General features: G+C 67.8%; 12 protein-coding genes and 5 tRNA genes. 5 read left to right on the top strand and 12 right to left on the bottom strand.

All coding sequences use genetic code 11. The features are described 5' to 3' along the window. Positions 1–30: 30 nt before the first annotated feature. From tig to grxC, 10 genes are all read right to left on the bottom strand, one after another. Entirely contained in the window at positions 31–1,326 is a 1,296-nt protein-coding gene (gene tig / locus MNR01_RS05365; RefSeq protein ID WP_241919907.1) for a trigger factor, read from the bottom strand. Positions 1,327–1,662: 336 nt separating this feature from the next. After that, positions 1,663–1,747 (bottom strand) — tRNA-Leu (locus MNR01_RS05370). A gap of 109 nt (positions 1,748–1,856) precedes the next feature. Further along, a tRNA-Lys gene (locus MNR01_RS05375) sits at positions 1,857–1,932 on the bottom strand. A gap of 65 nt (positions 1,933–1,997) precedes the next feature. Then, positions 1,998–2,074: transfer RNA gene (locus MNR01_RS05380), tRNA-His, on the bottom strand. A 49-nt stretch (positions 2,075–2,123) separates the two neighbouring features. Then, a tRNA-Arg gene (locus MNR01_RS05385) sits at positions 2,124–2,200 on the bottom strand. A 97-nt stretch (positions 2,201–2,297) separates the two neighbouring features. After that, positions 2,298–2,374: transfer RNA gene (locus tag MNR01_RS05390), tRNA-Pro, on the bottom strand. A gap of 94 nt (positions 2,375–2,468) precedes the next feature. Next, positions 2,469–3,800: a Na+/H+ antiporter NhaC family protein gene (locus MNR01_RS05395; RefSeq protein WP_241919908.1), complete on the bottom strand. Its 1,332-nt coding sequence runs from the start codon at positions 3,798–3,800 to the stop codon at positions 2,469–2,471. 152 nt (positions 3,801–3,952) lie between these two features. Next, entirely contained in the window at positions 3,953–4,960 is a 1,008-nt protein-coding gene (locus tag MNR01_RS05400; RefSeq protein ID WP_241919909.1) for an isocitrate dehydrogenase, read from the bottom strand. A 214-nt stretch (positions 4,961–5,174) separates the two neighbouring features. Continuing rightward, positions 5,175–5,576 (bottom strand): carboxymuconolactone decarboxylase family protein, encoded by a 402-nt coding sequence (locus MNR01_RS05405; protein ID WP_241919910.1) that lies wholly within the window; start codon positions 5,574–5,576, stop codon positions 5,175–5,177. Then, entirely contained in the window at positions 5,573–5,878 is a 306-nt protein-coding gene (gene grxC, locus MNR01_RS05410) for a glutaredoxin 3 (RefSeq protein WP_241919911.1), read from the bottom strand. Before grxC ends, MNR01_RS05405 begins: the two co-directional genes overlap by 4 nt. Before the next feature lie 248 nt (positions 5,879–6,126). On the opposite strand from grxC, the gene MNR01_RS05415 reads away from it, so the two are divergent. From MNR01_RS05415 to ppx, 5 genes are all read left to right on the top strand, one after another. Then, positions 6,127–7,785, top strand: coding sequence for a M48 family metalloprotease (locus MNR01_RS05415; protein WP_241919912.1), 1,659 nt, complete (start codon positions 6,127–6,129; stop codon positions 7,783–7,785). A gap of 182 nt (positions 7,786–7,967) precedes the next feature. After that, positions 7,968–8,675 (top strand): phosphate regulon transcriptional regulator PhoB, encoded by a 708-nt coding sequence (phoB, locus tag MNR01_RS05420; protein ID WP_158734057.1) that lies wholly within the window; start codon positions 7,968–7,970, stop codon positions 8,673–8,675. A gap of 179 nt (positions 8,676–8,854) precedes the next feature. After that, positions 8,855–10,201, top strand: coding sequence for a phosphate regulon sensor histidine kinase PhoR (gene phoR, locus MNR01_RS05425; protein ID WP_241919913.1), 1,347 nt, complete (start codon positions 8,855–8,857; stop codon positions 10,199–10,201). Beyond that, positions 10,198–12,297: a polyphosphate kinase 1 gene (gene ppk1, locus MNR01_RS05430; RefSeq protein WP_241919914.1), complete on the top strand. Its 2,100-nt coding sequence runs from the start codon at positions 10,198–10,200 to the stop codon at positions 12,295–12,297. The genes phoR and ppk1 overlap by 4 nt, the downstream gene beginning before the upstream one ends. Before the next feature lie 72 nt (positions 12,298–12,369). Beyond that, positions 12,370–13,899: an exopolyphosphatase gene (ppx, locus tag MNR01_RS05435; RefSeq protein ID WP_241919915.1), complete on the top strand. Its 1,530-nt coding sequence runs from the start codon at positions 12,370–12,372 to the stop codon at positions 13,897–13,899. Positions 13,900–13,958: 59 nt separating this feature from the next. Here the strand turns inward: ppx and mdoH are convergent, their stop codons facing one another. After that, complete coding sequence (gene mdoH / locus MNR01_RS05440) at positions 13,959–15,866, bottom strand: glucans biosynthesis glucosyltransferase MdoH (protein ID WP_241920546.1); 1,908 nt, start codon at positions 15,864–15,866, stop codon at positions 13,959–13,961. Positions 15,867–15,871: 5 nt separating this feature from the next. Continuing rightward, complete coding sequence (locus tag MNR01_RS05445; RefSeq protein WP_241919916.1) at positions 15,872–17,419, bottom strand: glucan biosynthesis protein G; 1,548 nt, start codon at positions 17,417–17,419, stop codon at positions 15,872–15,874. Positions 17,420–17,480 lie beyond the last annotated feature (61 nt).

A 17,480-nucleotide genomic window follows, 5' to 3' on the forward strand; every position in this document is an offset into this window, starting at 1 on the left:
GTGCCGTCGCCGTGGTCCGGCGCGAAGCGGTTACTGGCGGATCGCGTCGTTGAACGACAGCGGCTGCTCGTTGTGCTGGGCGCGCTCGGCGATCCAGTCGATCACCTGCTCTTCCATCACCCGCGCCTGCAGGCCCGACATCAGCTGGGCGTCGTTGCGGTACAGCTCGACCACCTGCTGCGGCTCCTCGTAGGTCGAGGCGATCAGCTGCAGGGTCTCGTTGACGCGCTTGGGTTCCAGACGCAGCTCGTTGCGGCGGGCGATCTCGCCGACGATCAGGCCGACCAGCACGCGCTTGCGCGCAGCGTCCATGAAGCCCATGTGGGCGTCGGCCGGGATCTCGCCGATGGCGCGGCCCTGGCGGCGGGCCTGCTCGATGGTCTGGCGGGCCATGTCGCGGGCTTCGTTCTCGACCAGCTTCGGCGGCATCTCGACGTGCGAGTAACCGGCAATCAGCTGCTCGCCGACTTCACGGCGCAGGCGGGTCATCAGCGCGCCCTTGAGCTCGCGCTCCAGGTTGCTGCGGATGTCGGCGCGGAACTGCTCGGCGTCGCCGCTGCGCACGCCGAAGCTCTTGATGAAGGCAAAGTCGACGTCCGGCAGCACCGGCTCGGACACCTTGGTGGCCTTCAGGTGGACCTGGACGGTACGGCCGGCGAACTGCGGCACGCGCCATTCCGGCGGGAACTCGACCTCGGCGACCTTCTCGTCGCCGGCCTTCAGGCCGACCAGGGCCGACTCGATCGCCGGCAGCATGGCGGCCGAACCGATGATGGTGGCACCGCGCTCGACGCCCTCGGCGGGCAGGCGCTCGTCGCCGGCTTGCGACCAGGTCTCCAGCTCGACTGCGTCGCCAGCGACAGCTTCACGCTCGACGGCGTTCCAGCTGCGGCGCTGCAGGCGCAGGTTCTCGATCATCGCGTCGATGTCGGCGTCGCTGACTTCGGCGGTGTGGCGGATGACGTTGAGGGCAGCGACGTCGATGTCACCGAAATCCGGCACCACTTCGAACGTGGCCACGTAGGCCAGCTCGGCGTCCGAAGCCGGGACAATCTGCGGGTTGCCGGCGATCTGCAGCGACTGCTCGCGGATCGCATTGCTGAAGCCCTCGCGCAGCAGGCCGTCGAGGACCTCGGCGCGGACCTGGGCGCCGAAGCGCTGCTCGATCACCTTGGCGGGGATTTTGCCGGGGCGGAAACCCTTGATCTTGGCGCCGCGCGAGATCTCGCGCAGGCGGCCGCCGACGACGGCTTCCAGGCGATCCGCCGGGAGGCTGAAGGTCATCCGACGTTCGAGGTTGCCGAGCGATTCGACCGAAACTTGCATATCCACTCCTGCCACCGCGGCGACCTGCCACGGCACGATGTTGATGATCCTGTCCGACCGCGGCCGCAGCGAAAACGAGCCCGCCGGCCAGCGGAACGGAATAGTTTCGCCGATTACGGGCCGCGCCGCCAGCGTGGGCACGGATTCAGGGAGAGAGTTGTTGGGCCCCAGCCCGAAGGGCCGACGCCCGGACCTCAGGAGCCCGGCCCGTTGGGGCAACCACTCGCGAGCGCTCGCTCCAGTGCGATGGCCGCCTGGAGCAACACCCGGGGGCGTTGGGGCGACCACTCGCGACGGCTCGCTCAATTCTGTCGGCCGCCCATGGTTCGGGCGGCGTGGTGCGAAAGGCGGGACTCGAACCCGCACGCCTTGCGGCACTGGAACCTAAATCCAGGGCGTCTACCAATTCCGCCACTTTCGCCTTGCCTTGCGCGGCCGAAACCGTCGCGGCGGCATTCTAGGCCGGAACTCTGGCATTGGGGTGCCGGAAAAGAAAAAAGCACCTGGGGTTGCCAGGTGCTTTCCGGGATTGGTGGGCCGTCAAGGATTCGAACCTTGGACCTATTGATTAAGAGTCAACTGCTCTACCAACTGAGCTAACGGCCCGGAACAACTAGGTGCGAAATCATAACAACAAAAATCGATCCCGCCAACATCATGCAACAACAAAATGGGGTGGCTGAGGGGACTCGAACCCCCGACATCTGGAATCACAATCCAGTACTCTAACCAACTGAGCTACAGCCACCATAAAGCTTGTTTTCGCGGGTCCGGCATACATGCCTGACCCATTTGACTGGCGCGCCCGGCGGGACTCGAACCCACAACCACCGGCTTAGAAGGCCGGTGCTCTATCCGGTTGAGCTACGGGCGCCAGCGTCGCATCTTAACTGACACTCGGAACTGACACTCGCGGGAGCATTCCAGCTCCGGTCGGATCATTTCTGATCCTGGTTCAAGCACCTGGCGGATGGTCGGGGCAGAGGGATTCGAACCCACGACATCCAGCTCCCAAAGCTGGCGCTCTACCAGGCTGAGCTATACCCCGAGTCCCGGACTCTCGTTGCGCGCCAACGCCGCGAAAGGCCGGCTAGTTTGGGCGGATGCCGCGTCCATGTCAACGAGATCGGGCGCTTTTTCCTTCAGGCGCCCGCATCCGAACGCACCGGCAGGCCCTTGCGCACGGGCCACAACATCGCGATCACGGTGATCGCGCCGAGCAGCCAGCTGTAGTGAACGCTGCCCGCCAGCGCCAAGGGCGATACCGCGCCCAGCGAAGCGGCCAGCAGGATCTGCGCGCCGTAGGGCAACACGCCCTGCGTGACGCAGGCAAAGATGTCCAGGACGCTGGCCGCGCGCGCCGGCGGCACACCATGCTGCTGGGCGATATCGCGCGCCAGACCGCCGCTGATCAGGATCGCGACGGTGTTGTTGGCAGTGAACACATCGGTCGTCGCCGACAGCGCGGCGATGCTGATTTCGCCGGCGCGGCGACTGCGATGACCGCGGGCGAAGCGCCCGATCACCTGCGCCAGCCAGCTCAGTCCACCGGTGGCCTTCATCAACGCACCCAGCCCGCCGACCAGCAGCGACAGCAGGGTGATTTCGATCATGCTCTCGAAGCCTTCCCAGATATGGGTGGCGTAGGACGCGACACTGAATTCGTCGGCGAAGATCGCGCCGAATGCACCGGCGATCACCAGCCCCAGGCTCAGCACGATGATCACGTCGACGCCGGCCAGCGCCAGCCCGAGCACGACCAGATACGGCAGGATCAGCCACGGCGACACCGGATCGAGCGGCTGCACGGGCGCCGTCTCGGCGACCAGGCCCAGCACGATCACGGTGAGCACGGCGGCCGGCAGCGCCAGTTTCAGGTTCTCGCGGAACTTGTCGCGCATGCTGCAGCCCTGGGTGCGGCTGGCGACGATGGCGGTGTCGGAAATCACCGAAAGGTTGTCGCCGAAGGTGGCGCCACCGATGACGGCGCCCAGCACCAGCGCGCGATCGAGTCCGGAAGCGTCGGACACACCCAGCGCGATCGGCGCGACCGCCGCGATGGTGCCCATCGACGTGCCCAGCGACAGCGAGATGAAACCGGCAACGACGAACAGGCCTGGCAGCAACAACGCGGGGTGCACGTGGCCGATGCCGAGGGCAACGATCGCATCGACCGCCCCGATCGCCTTGGACACTTCGACGAAGCCACCGGCGAGCAGGAAGATCAGGCACATCAGCACCACGTTGTGGTCGCCCATGCCCGACAGCAGCGTCTCCAATGGCTTGAGCCCGCGACGCCAAGCAATGAACGCCGCCAGCGCCAGCGCCGGCAGGATCGCCACGGGCGCACGCAGTTGATAGAAGCCCATCGCCTCACCGTGCATCGTGTAGTACAGGCCCGCACCGAAGAACAGCGCCAGGAACAGCAGCAGCGGCGCCAGCGCCCACGCGCTCGGGCGGACCGATTCGTTCATCTTTCTATCCGGATGGATTTGTAGTCCCGTGGATTTTGCAGCGCAGCAAGGGCGCTGTCGAGTGCATGGGCGGAACAGTGGCTGCGCACGAGCCGGCCCAAACGAAAACGGGGCGCCAAAGCGCCCCGTCGTTCGCCCGCAGGATCGTGCGATCAGATCCGGCTGGCAATCGCCTTCGCGAAGGACATCGTATTGCCGCTGCCGCCCAGGTCCGGCGTCAGCGAATCCTTGGCCTCCAGCGTGGCGATGATCGCCGCACGCAGGCGGCCCGCCTTCTCCGTCTGGCCGAGATGGTCGAGCATCTGCGCCGCGCCCAGCAGCAACGCGCACGGGTTGGCCTTGCCCTGCCCCGCGATGTCCGGAGCCGTGCCGTGCACCGCCTCGAAGATCGCCGCATCAGTGCCGATGTTGGCACCCGGCGCCAGACCGAGACCACCGACCAGGCCCGCGCACAGATCGGAAATGATGTCGCCGAACAGGTTGGTGGTGACGATGATGTCGAACTGCTCCGGACGCATCACCAGCTGCATGCAGGTGTTGTCGACGATCATCTCGTTGCACTCGATGTCCGGGTATTCCGCCGCCACCGCACGCGCAGTCTTGAGGAACAGGCCCGACGTCGACTTGAGGATGTTGGCCTTGTGCACGACCGTGACCTTCTTGCGACCGGTCTTGCGGGCCAGCTCGAAGGCATAGCGCACGATGCGCTCGGAACCGCGGCGCGTGACCTTCTGCGTGAGCATCGCGACCTCGCCGTCTTCCGACAGCGTCTGGCCCTCGCCGATGTAGGCGCCTTCGGTGTTCTCGCGCACCGTGATCAGATCGACGCCGTCCGGGAACCGCGACTTCGTGTTCGGGAACGACTTGGCCGGACGCACGTTCGCGTACAGGTCGAAACGCTTGCGCAGCTCGACGTTGATCGAGCTGAAGCCCTCGCCGACCGGCGTGGTCAGCGGGCTCTTGAGCGCGATGCGGTTCTTGCGGATCGAATCCATCGTCGACTGCGGCAGCAGCTCGCCGTGCTTCTCGAGCGCGACCAGGCCGGCATCGGCGAATTCGTACTGCAGTCCGACATCCATCGTGTCGAGCACGTGCAGGGTGGCGTCCATGATTTCCGGGCCGATACCGTCGCCACGGATGACCGTGATGGTCTGCGTCATAGGGGATTTCTTCCAGGCTGATGGGCGCCCTGCGGAGGGTACGGCGCCGGATGGTTAGCCCCGGAATTATGCCGGAAGCGGCGTCCTCCTGCAGGAACGGGCGCCTCGGACTTTCGTCTGAAGGCCGCCTGGCGACCGTTCAGGCCGTCCCCGGATGCCGCCCGGGCAAGCATGGCGGTCGAAACCGCCACGGCAGGCACAACGCGACCGCGGCTCAGCCGTGGTCGTGACCCTCGGGCGCGGCGGCCTCGCCCTGCTCCAGCCGGTCGAGGAAGTCGACCGCGCGGCGCAGGTGCGGGATCACGATCGAACCGCCGACCACCAGCCCGACCGAGAACGCCTCGAACATCTCGTCGCGGTTGACCCCGGCCTCCTTGCACTGGGCGACGTGGTAACTGATGCAGTCGTCGCAGCGCAGCACCATCGAGGCCACCAGGCCCAGCAGCTCCTTGGTCTTCAGATCGAGCGCGCCGGGCTGGTAGGTCTGGGTGTCGAGCGCGAAGAAACGGCGCACGACCTGGTTGGGTTCGGCCAGGATGCGCTCGTTCATGCGCTTGCGGAACGCGGTGAACTCGGCGACGCGGTCGCCTTCGGTCTTGTCGGTCGATTCGCTCATGCACCACCCGCCAGCAGGGGTTCCAGACCACCGGCCCGATGCAGGGCGATCATGTCGTCGTAGCCGCCGACATGGGTGTCACCGATGAAGATCTGCGGCACGCTGGTGCGCCGGGCACGGCTGAGCATCAGCTCGCGCTGCGCCGGGTCCAGATCGATCCGGACCTCGGTCCAGGTCTGGTTCTTGCTCTTCAGGAAATTCTTCGCCGCGACGCAATACGGGCAGATCGCGGTGGTATAGATGGTGATCTCGGGCGCGACGGAACTACCGGTTCCAGGCGCTGCGGATGCGGTGCTGCTCAAAACGATCTCTCCTGAGTGAACTCGCCAATGCGGTTGTGGTCGAATATGGGCCTGCCCCGGGTTCATTTCCAGCCCATGCACGGAACACAGCCGTTGCGTCGGTGACCGGCTCGGCCCAGCGCCGGCCAGAAGCCGGCCCGGAGCGACGGAACCACCGTTAAGGATTAACAGCCGATTCATCCGGACGACCGCCCAGCCCCGCATCCTGCGGACGCCGCCTCGCCCCGAATCATCGAGGGACCACCCGCTTGCGTCGCATCGCCCTGCTCACCGCCGCCCTCACCCTTGCCGTCGCCAGCGTCTGCGCGCCGGCGCAGGAGGCCAACCTGCCCGACATCGGTTCGTCGGCCGGGGAACTGCTGACCCCACGGCAGCAGGAGGAGTACGGCGCGATGATGCTGGCGCAGCTGCGCCACTACGACTACCTGCTGGAAGACCCGCTGATCGACAGCTGGCTCGACACCCTGGGCACGCGCCTGGCGGCGAACAGCGACCGCCCGCGCCAGCCCTTCACCTTCTTCATGCTGCGCGAGCGCCAGATCAACGCCTTCGCCACCCTCGGCGGCTACATCGGCGTCAACTCCGGCCTGGTGCTGGCAGCCGAGCGCGAGGACGAGGTCGCCGGGGTGATGTCGCACGAAATCGCCCACGTCACCCAGCAGCACGTGCTGCGCGGCGCCGAACGCGCCCAGCGCGACCAGTTGCCGATCCTGCTGGCCATGCTCGGCGCGATCGTCGCGGCCCAGGCCGCCGGCGGCAATTCCGACGACGACGCCGCGCAGGCCGCCATGGCCGGTGCCATGGGCATGATGCAGCAGCGCCAGATCGACTACACCCGATCCAACGAGTCCGAGGCCGACCGGCTCGGCATCCAGACCCTCGCCCGCAGCCATTACGACCCCGAAGCGATGGCGGATTTCTTCGCCACGCTGCAGGCGCGCTCGCGCAGCAACGGTGCCAATTACTGGGGTGAATCGCCGGACTGGCTGATGACCCACCCGGTGACGATCACCCGCATCACCGAAGCCAAGGAGCGCGCGGCGCGGCTCAAGCGCGAGCAGGGCGGCACGTCCCAGGTCTGCGTGCGCGACCCGGACGGCCCGGAGCAATGCCGCAGCGAGAGCACGGCGCAGCCGCAGTACTCGCTCGACAACAGCAGCAACCCGTTGCTGCCGCCCAACCTGGACGTCGGCGGCCAGCTCACCGCCTCGGCACAGAGCGGTGGCACCGGTCGCTTCGAATACGCCCGCGAGCGCCTGCGCGTGCTCAGCGCCGACTCCCCTGGCGATGCCCTGCGTGAGTACGAGCGCCTGGCCGGCGGCAAGAAGTTCACCGACGCGCAGCGCTATGGCCAGGCCCTGGCCCAGTTGCGCGGCAACCACGCCAGCGCCGCCGCGACCACCCTGGGCGAGCTGCTGCAGGCGCATCCGGGCGACATGTGGCTGACCCTGGCCATGGGCCAGGCGGAGGCGCGGACGGGCAAGGCGGCCTCGGCCGACGCCCGCTTCGAAGCGCTGCTGCGGCAGACGCCCAACAACCGTGCCGTGGTGCTGACCTACGCCGAGGTGCTGTCCGAGCGCAGTACCACCGAGGCTGGCAAACGCGCCCAGGCAGTGCTGCGTCCGCTGATGGGCAGTTCCGGCAACGATGCGATCTTCCAGAGCGTCTTTGCCCGTGCCTGTGAGATCGCCGGGGATCCGATCCGCGCCGGCGAGGCCTATGCCGAGGCCGCGTACCTGAATGGCCGGCCCGAACAGGCCCTGGTCCAGCTCAATACCCTCAAACGCCGCAGCGACCTGGACTACTACGCCCGCGCCCGCATCGAGTCGCGCATCGCCGCCATCACACCGACCGTGCTCGAGCTCAAGCGCCAGGGCATCCGCGACGAGGACCTGCGGCGGCAGTAGCGGCTGGCGGCAGCTTCTGCGGTGATTGAGGACGGGCCGCCTTCGCGGCTGAAGCCGCTTCTGCCGGGCCGGCAGCCTGTCCCGATGACCATGTCATGCCATCGTCACAAAACGGTAGTGTACTGACGCGGCTTCCCAGCCCCCTTCGTACGGGCCCCTTCAGTCTTTCCCCCGGTGACCGCGTGCAGAAGCGCATCCTGATTGTCGAAGACGAACCCGCCATCCGCGACATGGTGTCCTTCGCCCTGCGCAAGGGCGAATACGAACCCGTCCACGCCGGCGACGCACGCGAGGCCCAGGCGGCCATCGCCGACCGCGTCCCGGACCTGATCCTGCTGGACTGGATGCTGCCCGGCACCAGCGGCCTGGAACTGGCCCGGCGCTGGCGCAAGGAACAGCTCACCCGCGAGATCCCGATCATCATGCTGACCGCGCGCGGCGAGGAAAACGATCGCGTCGGCGGCCTCGAAGCCGGCGTCGACGACTACGTGGTCAAGCCATTCTCGGCGCGCGAGCTGCTCGCCCGCATCCGCGCCGTGCTGCGGCGCTCGCGCGAGGACGACGAGGACGGCAGCGTCGGCATCGGCCCGTTGCGCATCGACGGTGCCGCACATCGTGTGTTCGCCGCCGCCGACGGCAGCGACCAGCCGGTGCAGATCGGCCCCACCGAATACCGCCTGCTGCACTTCTTCATGACCCACCCCGAGCGCGTCTACACCCGCACCCAGCTGCTGGACCATGTCTGGGGCGGCAGCGTCTACGTGGAGGAGCGCACCGTGGACGTGCACATCCGGCGCCTGCGCAAGACGCTGGAACCGCACCGGCTCGACGGCATGGTGCAGACCGTGCGCGGCGCCGGTTACCGATTCTCCGCCTCGTTGGCGGCATGAAGCAGCTGCGGCCGGCGCCTGTTGCAAGCGCCGGTTGCCCGCGCTGGCTACCGGGCCATCGCCGGGGGCCCCATCCGCGACGCAGTGACCATTCGCAGGGCCCAATGCTGGCGGCCAGGCAGGCCGCTCGCTACGCTCGGGAAGTCGTACTCACCCTCATGGATAGTTGATCGACGGCCATGCCGCCCCGCGCCCGCTCCGCCTGGTTCCGCACCCTCGGCCAACTCGCCCTGATCCTGGCCACCGCCGCCGTGGTCGGCCTGGCGATCGGGCAGCCCTGGCCCGTCATCACCCTGGCTGCCCTTGGCGTGGTTGCCTGGCACTACTGGCGCCTGCGCAGCGTGCTGGTGAGGCTGACGGCGAGGCAACGGCTGACGCCGCCGCTGGGCGAAGGCATCTGGAACGAACTCGACCGCCTGCTCCATCGCAGCCAGTCGGAAATGCGCGGACGCAAGAAGCGCCTGATCGAGATGCTGCGTGCGTACCGTGCCGCCGCAGCGGCACTGCCCGACGCGATCGTCGTGGTCGAGCGCAACAGCCAGCGCATCCAGTGGTTCAACGAGGCCGCCATCGGCCTGCTGCAACTGAAGTACCCGCGCGACATCGGCGGCCCGGTCGCGCAGCGCCTGCAGCCGCTGCAGCTGTCGCACTGGCTGGCGTCCGGGCGCAACGCCGAGACGCTGGAAGTCACCTCGCCGTGGAATCCGGCGGCGACGCTGAGCCTGCGCCTGATCCCCTACTCCGACGACCTGTGGCTGCTGGTTGCGCGCGATGTCAGCCGCCTGCTGCAGCTGGAGCAGATGCGCCGCGATTTCGTCGCCAACGTCTCGCACGAACTGCGCACCCCGTTGACCGTGGTGCACGGCTACCTCGACATGCTCGACCCCGCCGAACACCCGGACTGGGCGCCGATGCTGGCCGAGATGCAGCGCCAGTCGCAGCGCATGACCCAGCTGGTCGAGGACCTGCTGATGCTGTCGCGGCTGGAATCGCAGGACAGCCTGCCGGCCGAGGAAACCGTGGCGATGTCGCCGATGCTGACGACGCTGCGGCGCGAGGCGGTCGCGCTGAGCCAGGGCCGCCACGAAATCCTGGTGGAGGACGCCGCCGCGGTCGACCTGTGGGGTTCCAACAAGGAGCTGCACAGCGCATTCTCCAACCTGGTCGGCAACGCGATCCGCTACACCCCGGCCGGCGGCACGATCCGGATACGCTTCCGCCCCGAAGGCACCCGCCCCGACAGCAAGGGCGCGGTGCTGGAAGTGGTCGACAGCGGCTACGGCATCCCGGCGGCGCACCTGCCACGCATCACCGAGCGCTTCTACCGCGTCTCCACCAGCCGCTCGCGCGAAAGCGGCGGCACCGGGCTGGGGCTGTCGATCGTCAAGCACGTGCTGAACCTGCACCAGGCACGGCTGGAGATCAGCAGCGAAGTCGGACGTGGTAGTACGTTCTCCTGTCATTTCGGCGCCGAACGCGTGCGCCCGCGCGAGGACCTCGCGCTGTCCTTCGAGGCATTGCCATGAACGCCGCAGTAGTGACATCCGCAGTAGAGACGCCGCTCGAATCCGATCCGCTCCGCGACCCCGGGCTGTACTTCAATCGCGAGCTGTCGCAGCTGGACTTCAACTTCCGCGTGCTGGCCCAGGCGCAGGACACGACGGTGCCGCTGCTGGAGCGCCTGAAGTACCTGTGCATCTCGTGCACCAACCTCGACGAGTTCTTCGAGATCCGCGCCGGCACCCTGCGCCACGCCCAGGACCTGGGCATCTCCACCGGCGCCGACGGCCTGTCGCCGGCGACGGTGCTGGCGCGCATCCACGACCGCGCCGCACAACTGGTGCAGGCGCAGTACGAAGTCTGGAACCAGGTGCTTCGTCCGGCCCTGTGGGACGGCGGCGTGCGCGTTCTCGGCCGCGATGCGTGGGACGAGAACCAGGCGCGCTGGCTGCGCGACTACTTCCGCGACGAGATCATGCCGGTGCTGTCGCCGCTGGGCCTGGACCCGGCGCACCCGTTCCCGAAGATCCTCAACAAGTCGCTCAACATCGTCGTCGTGCTCAAGGGCAAGGACGCGTTCGGCCGCGAAGGCCACCTGGCAATCGTGCGTGCGCCGCGCTCGCTGCCGCGCATCATCCAGATTCCCGAGGAGGTCGGCGGCGGCAAGCACGATTTCGTGTTCCTGTCGGCGGTGCTGTCGGCGTTCGTCGACGAGATGTTCCCGGGCATGCAGGTCAAGGGTGCCTACCAGTTCCGCGTGACCCGCAACTCCGAACTGATCGTCGACGAGGACGAAGTCGAGAACCTGGCGCTGGCCCTGCGCGACGAACTGGTCGGCCGCGGCTACCTGCGCGCGGTACGGCTGGAGATCGCCGAGCAGTGCCCGGACGAGATCGTGCGCACGCTGCTGGAGAACTTCGACCTGACCGAGAACGCGGTCTACCGCATCAACGGCCCGGTCAACCTCAATCGCGTGATCCAGGTCTACGACCTGGTGCAGCGACCGGAACTGAAGTTCCCGCCGTTCCAGCCGCGCCAGCTTTCCGGCGTCGAGGCGATGTTCGACAAGGTGGCCGAGGGCGACGTGCTGCTGCACCACCCCTTCGACGCCTTCACGCCGGTGCTCGAACTGCTCCGCCAGGCATCGGAAGACCCGAACGTGCTGGCGATCAAGCAGACGCTGTACCGCACCGGCAAGGACTCGATGATCGTCGACAGCCTGGTCCAGGCGGCGCGCAACGGCAAGGACGTGACGGTCGTGGTCGAGCTGCGCGCGCGCTTCGACGAAGAGGCCAACCTCGGCCTGGCCGATCGCCTGCAGGACGCCGGCGTGCAGGTCGTGTACGGGGTGGTGGGCTACAAGACCCACGCCAAGATGATGCTGATCGTGCGCCGCGAGGGCCGCAAGCTGCGCCGCTACACGCACATGGGCACCGGCAATTACCACAGCGGCACGGCGCGCGGTTACACCGACTTCGGCCTGATCACCGCCGATCCCGACATCGGCGCCGACGTCCACATGATCTTCCAGCAGCTGTCCGGGCTGGCGCCGACCATCAAGCTCAAGCGCCTGCTGCAGTCGCCCTTCACCCTGCACGCCGGCGTGCTCAAGCGGATCGACCGCGAGACCCGTCATGCCAAGGCCGGCAAGCCGGCGCGGATCATCGCCAAGATGAACGCCCTCAACGAACCACAGGTGGTGCGTGCGCTGTACCTGGCCTCGCAGTCCGGCGTGCAGATCGACCTGATCGTGCGCGGCGCGTGCACGGTCCGTCCGGGCATGCCCGGCATCTCCGAGAACATCCGGGTGCGCTCGATCGTCGGCCGCTTCCTCGAGCACCACCGCGTGTACTGGTTCGCCAACGACGGCGCGCCGGACCTGTTCTGCTCCAGTGCCGACTGGCTGGAGCGCAACCTGCTGCGGCGGATCGAGACCGGGTTCCCGGTGCTGTCTCCCGAGCTGGCCAAACGGGTCTACGACGAGGCGCTCGAGAACTACCTGAACGACAACGTCAACGCCTGGGAGCTGCAGACCGAAGGCGACTATGTTCGCGTAACGCCGGCCGAAGGCGCGCCCGCACATTCGGCCCAGAGCTGGCTGTTGTCGAAGATCTGCGCCTGAGCGAAGCCCTTCCGGGCCGGGACTATCGAGCAAGGATGGACGCGACAGCACCTTAACGGGGATCATGTGCCGATGAGCGACGCCTTCCCCACCAGCAAACTGCCGCTCGCCGACGGCGATCTGCTGGCCGCCGTCGACATGGGCTCCAACAGTTTCCACATGGTGGTCGCACGTTACGTGCTCGGCCAGCTGCGCATCGTCGACCGCCTGCGCGAGACCGTGCGCATGGCCGAAGGCCTGGACCGTCGTGGCGGCCTGTCACCCGAGGTGCGCCAGCGCGCACTGGACTGCCTGGCCCGCTTCGGGCAGCGCATCCGCGATATTCCGCCGCAACGGGTGCGCGCCATCGCCACCAATACGGTCCGGCGCCTGGCGGTGCCGCAGGCCTTCCTGATGCCGGCCGAGGCCGCGCTCGGGCATGCGATCGAAGTGGTCGCCGGCCGCGAGGAGGCGCGCCTGATCTACCTGGGCGTCGCCCACGCGCAGCCTTCCAAGCCCGGCGAGCTGCGCCTGGTGATCGACATCGGCGGCGGTTCGACCGAATGCATCATCGGTTCCGGCTTCGAGGCCATCGAACGTGAAAGCCTGCAGGTGGGTTGCATCGCCACGACCCGCCGCTTCTTCGAGAACGGCAAGCTGACCAAGAAGAAATGGCGCGAGGCATTGACCGAGGTCACCGCCGAGTTCCAGCAGTTCGCCGGAACCTACCGCGCGCTGGGCTGGGACGAGGCACTGGGGGCGTCGGGTACCAACAAGGCCATCGGCGACATCTGCGCGGCGATGAAGCTGACCAAGGGCGCGGTGACCGCCGAAGCGCTGCCGGTGCTGCGCGATCGCCTGCTGCAGGCCGACCGCATCGACGCGATCGAACTTCCCGGCCTGTCGTCCGAGCGCCGCCCGGTGATCGCCGGCGGCGTACTGATCCTCGAGGCCGCCTTCGATGCGCTCGGCCTCAAGCGCATGGCGGTCAGCAAGGCGGCCATGCGCGAGGGCGTGCTCTACGACATGCTCGGCCGCGGCGGCGTGGACGACCCGCGCGATGCGGCCGTCGCCGCGCTCATGCAGCGCTACGGCATCGACGATGGCCAGGCCCGCCGCGTCGAAGCCACCGCGCTGCGGATGTTCGACCAGATCGCCCAGGCATGGCAGCTCGATGCCGATGACCGCCTGATGCTGCAACGCGCCTCGCGGCTGCACGAACTGGGCCTGGCGATCGCCCACAGCCAGTACCACGTGCACGGTGCCTACGTCGTCGAGAACTCCGATATCGCCGGCTTCTCGCGCCAGCAGCAGCAATTCCTGGCGGCGCTGGTCCGCACCCATCGCCGCGGCATTCCCAAGTCGGCCTTCGACGCCCTGCCCGACCGCCTGCTCACGGCGGCGCGTCGCCTCGCCGCACTGCTTCGCTTGGCCGTGCTGTTGCATCGCGCCCATGAGGCCGACCCGATCCCGCAGCTCGACGCTCGCGCGGACGGCAACACGCTGACCCTCGGCATGGCCCGTCGCTGGATCGACATGCGCCCGCTGGTGCGCGCCGACCTCGAGGGCGAACCGCACGACATGGCCGGCCTGGGTGTCGTGCTGAAGCTGGAAGCGATCTAGTCCCACACGGCCCACCCGGCCCGCTGCCTGCGCAGCGGCGCCGAGGGCGCGTAATTGCGTTACTTGTGCAGTGCTTCGCGCAACTTTGCCGCGCGCACCAGCACCGGTGGCGGCGCGCGCTCTTCGGGAATCAAGAAGATGCCGAGGCGACGCAGGAACAGGCCGGCGGTACGCGTCGATGTCAGCGCCACGATCGGGATCGACAGGAACAGCCCGAGGATGACCGGCGCCATCCAGGCCGCCAGCGACGGCGAGATCATGTACGCCATCCAGCCGGCCATCACGCCCAGCACTGTCACACCGGCGTAATTGCGCACCAGGCCCGACAGCGGCAGCGTGCCGTCGTCGCGGCGCTGTGCGTCCCAGCCCGAATCCTTGCCCGCCAGCACTTCGGCAACGCCGCGCGACTGCACGTACATCGTCACCGGCGCCATCAGTGCCGCCAGCAGGGTCTCCAGGACCATGCTCAACAACGCCCGGATCGCGCCGCCGCAACCGCGACGCGTGTCGCGATCGAAGAACAGCGTCAGGTAGCCCATGACCTTGGGCGCCAGCAGCACCGCCATGGTCAGGAAGAACACCCAGACGAAACGCTCCGGATCCTGCTCGCGCCAGTAGGCGGTCGGCGAGAAACCGGGCAGCTTCAGGCTGTCCCAGGCCAGCCCGGCATGCTGCAGCGGAATGGCCAGGCCTATCAGCATCAGCATCGCCCACATCGGCGAGGTGAAGTAATGGCCGATGCCCATCATCAGATGCCAGCGACTGATCCAGTGCAGGCCCTTCGCGGGCAACACCGCGCTGTGCTGCAGGTTGCCCTGGCACCAGCGACGGTCGCGGACCAGCATGTCGGTCAACGACGGCGGGCCTTCCTCGTAACTGCCACCGAGCCCCGGCACCATGTGCAGGGCCCAGCCACCGCGCCTGAGCAGCGCGGCTTCGACGAAGTCGTGGCTCAGCACGGTGCCCCGGAACGGCTTGATGCCGCGCAGTTCGGGCAGGCCGCCCTGGTCGGCGAACGCACGGGTGCGAATGATCGCGTTGTGGCCCCAGTAGTTGCTCTCGGCGCCGTGCCACCAGGCGATGCCATGGGCGATGACCGGCCCGTACACGCGTCCGGCGAACTGCTGCATGCGCGCGAACAGGGTGTTGCCGTTGACGATCATCGGCAGCGTCTGGATCAGCGCGACGTCGGGATGGGCCTCCATCGCACCGGCGAGGCGGACGATGGTGTCGCCGGTCATCAGGCTGTCGGCGTCGAGGATCAGCATCTGCGGGTAGGCGCCACCGAAGCGACGCACCCATTCGGCGACGTTGCCGGCCTTGCGTTCGCGGTTGTCGGGCCGGTGGCGATAGAACAGGTGCGCGTGGCCACCGGTACGCTCGCGCAGCGCGGCGAAGGCGCGTTCCTCGGCACCGCGGAGTTCGGCATTGGTGGTGTCGCTGAGGACGAAGAAATCGAACTTCGCCAGCTGCCCGGTCGCCTGCAGCGATTCATGGATCGCCTCCAGCCCCGCCAGCAGTCGTTCGGGTTCCTCGTTGTAGGTCGGCATCAGCAATGCCGTGCGCGAGGCCAGTTGCGGCAGCTCGCCCTCGCGGCCGAGCCCCAGCCGCCCGCCGCGACGCGTCACGATCAGGATGAAGCCGGCCAGCGCGCTGACAAACGCTTGCGCGATCCACGCGAACAACGCCACGAACAACAACAGCAGCAGTCCTTCCAGCACATCCGTGCCGCTGCCGCGCAGTACCCACCAGATCTGGTAGGCGGCGACAAGCGTCAGCAGCGCGGCGCCGCCAATGACCAGCGTGCGGCGCCAGGCCATCGCGCTTGGCGTTGTCGGCAGTTTCTGATTCGCCAGGCGGCCTGCGCGCAGCGTCTGCACCGGCATCGGCAGCGGTGCTTCGACCGGCAGCCACGGCGACGGCGGGGCAGCGCCCGTTGCGGCACCGGCATCGGGTGTGAATGTCACGCCGCTCACGCAGTCCACCGGTACAGCCAGGTCTCGCTGAGCGGACCGGAGGCGTCACCCAGCACGGCACGCAGTTCGACGCTGCGTTCGTTGCCCGGCTGCAGCTCGAAGGCCAGGCGCCATCCGCCTGCTCCCGGATTGGGGTGTGCGGTGATGTTGGCGACCTTGCCCTTGCTCGCCGAGACGTCGGCACGCACGCGTGCCGCATCGTCCAGCCCCTGCAGACGGCCGCCGGCGAAGTCGATCACCACCAGGCGCACGCCACGCTTGGCATCGGAGCCGGCACTGGCGCTGCCGGCGGCGCCGATGCGCGTGCGCGTGACCGTCGCCAGCTGCGGCAGCCAGGCATGCTGGTCGCACCAGTGCATGCGGTAGTCGAAGCGGTGCTCCTTGCCAGCGGCCAACGGCTGCTTCGGGCGCCAGAACGAAACGATGTTGTCGTGGAACTCGTCCGCGGTCGGCAGCTCGAACAGGTGCACGGCACCTGCGCCCCACTCGCCCTGCGGCTCGATCCACAGGCTCGGGCGCTTCTCGTAATTCGCTTCGCTGTCGGCGTAGTCGGCGAATGCGCGCTTGCGCTGCATCAGGCCGAAGCCGCGCGGGTTGACGTCCTCGAAGGCGCTCTCCTGCAGCACCGACGGATTCTGCAACGGGCGCCAGATCTGCTCGCCGCCGCCGTTGACCAGGGCCAGTCCATCGGAGTCGTGCACGGCCGGACGGTAGTCGTCGATGCCGACGCGGTCGTTGGAATCGAACTGGAACATGCTGGTCAGCGGCGCGATGCCGACCTGATCCAGCGCCACGCGCGGATACAGGCGGACCGACACCTCGAACACCGTCTCGATGCCGGGACGGATCACGAAGCGGTAGGCACCGGCGACGCTGGGGCTGTCCATGAGGGCATGCACGATGACGTGATCGGCACCGGCCACCGGTCGTTCCAGCCAGAAGCTGCGGAACACCGGAAACTCCTCGCCCGCCGGCGCACCGGTCTTGAGTGCCAGGCCGCGCGCCGACAATCCATAGGCCTGGCCCTTGGCCACGGCACGGAAGTAGCTCGCACCAAGGAAGGCGCAAACCTCGTCGAAGTATTCCGGACGGTTGATCGGGGAATGCAGGCGGAAGCCGGCGTAGCCAAGGTCGTTCTCCTTCGGCGCCGTGGTGCCGTCGAAGGTGAACTGGGCCGGGCGGTAGACCACCGGCGTGGCCACGCCGCCGGCAACGTCGAAGATGTCGACGCGGTCGCGGAAGAAGAATCCGCGGTGGAAGAACTGCGCCTGGAAGGGCACGTTCGCTCCGCGCCACAGCGCTTGCGCCGGGTTGAAGCGGATGCTGCGGTACTGGTCGTAGCCGATCTTCTCCAGAGATGCCGGCAGCTGCTTGCTCTGGGCGACGAAAGGCTTGGCCGCCAGTGCACGCGCCAAGGAGGCTACGGTGTCGGAATCAAATGGCGCCGACGCCCCGGGTGCGGCAATCGCGCGCGAGCCCGCGCTGGAGAGCAGCGACAACAGGGGCCAGGACAATCCGGCCAGCAGCACTTCGCGTCGGTGCACACGCTCTCCTCGGTTTCGGTCACAGTTAACCATTCATTTTAGGTGTTCGTTTGTTAACGCC

Source organism: Lysobacter sp. S4-A87 (assembly GCF_022637455.1).
Taxonomy (GTDB): Bacteria; Pseudomonadota; Gammaproteobacteria; order Xanthomonadales; family Xanthomonadaceae; genus Lysobacter_J.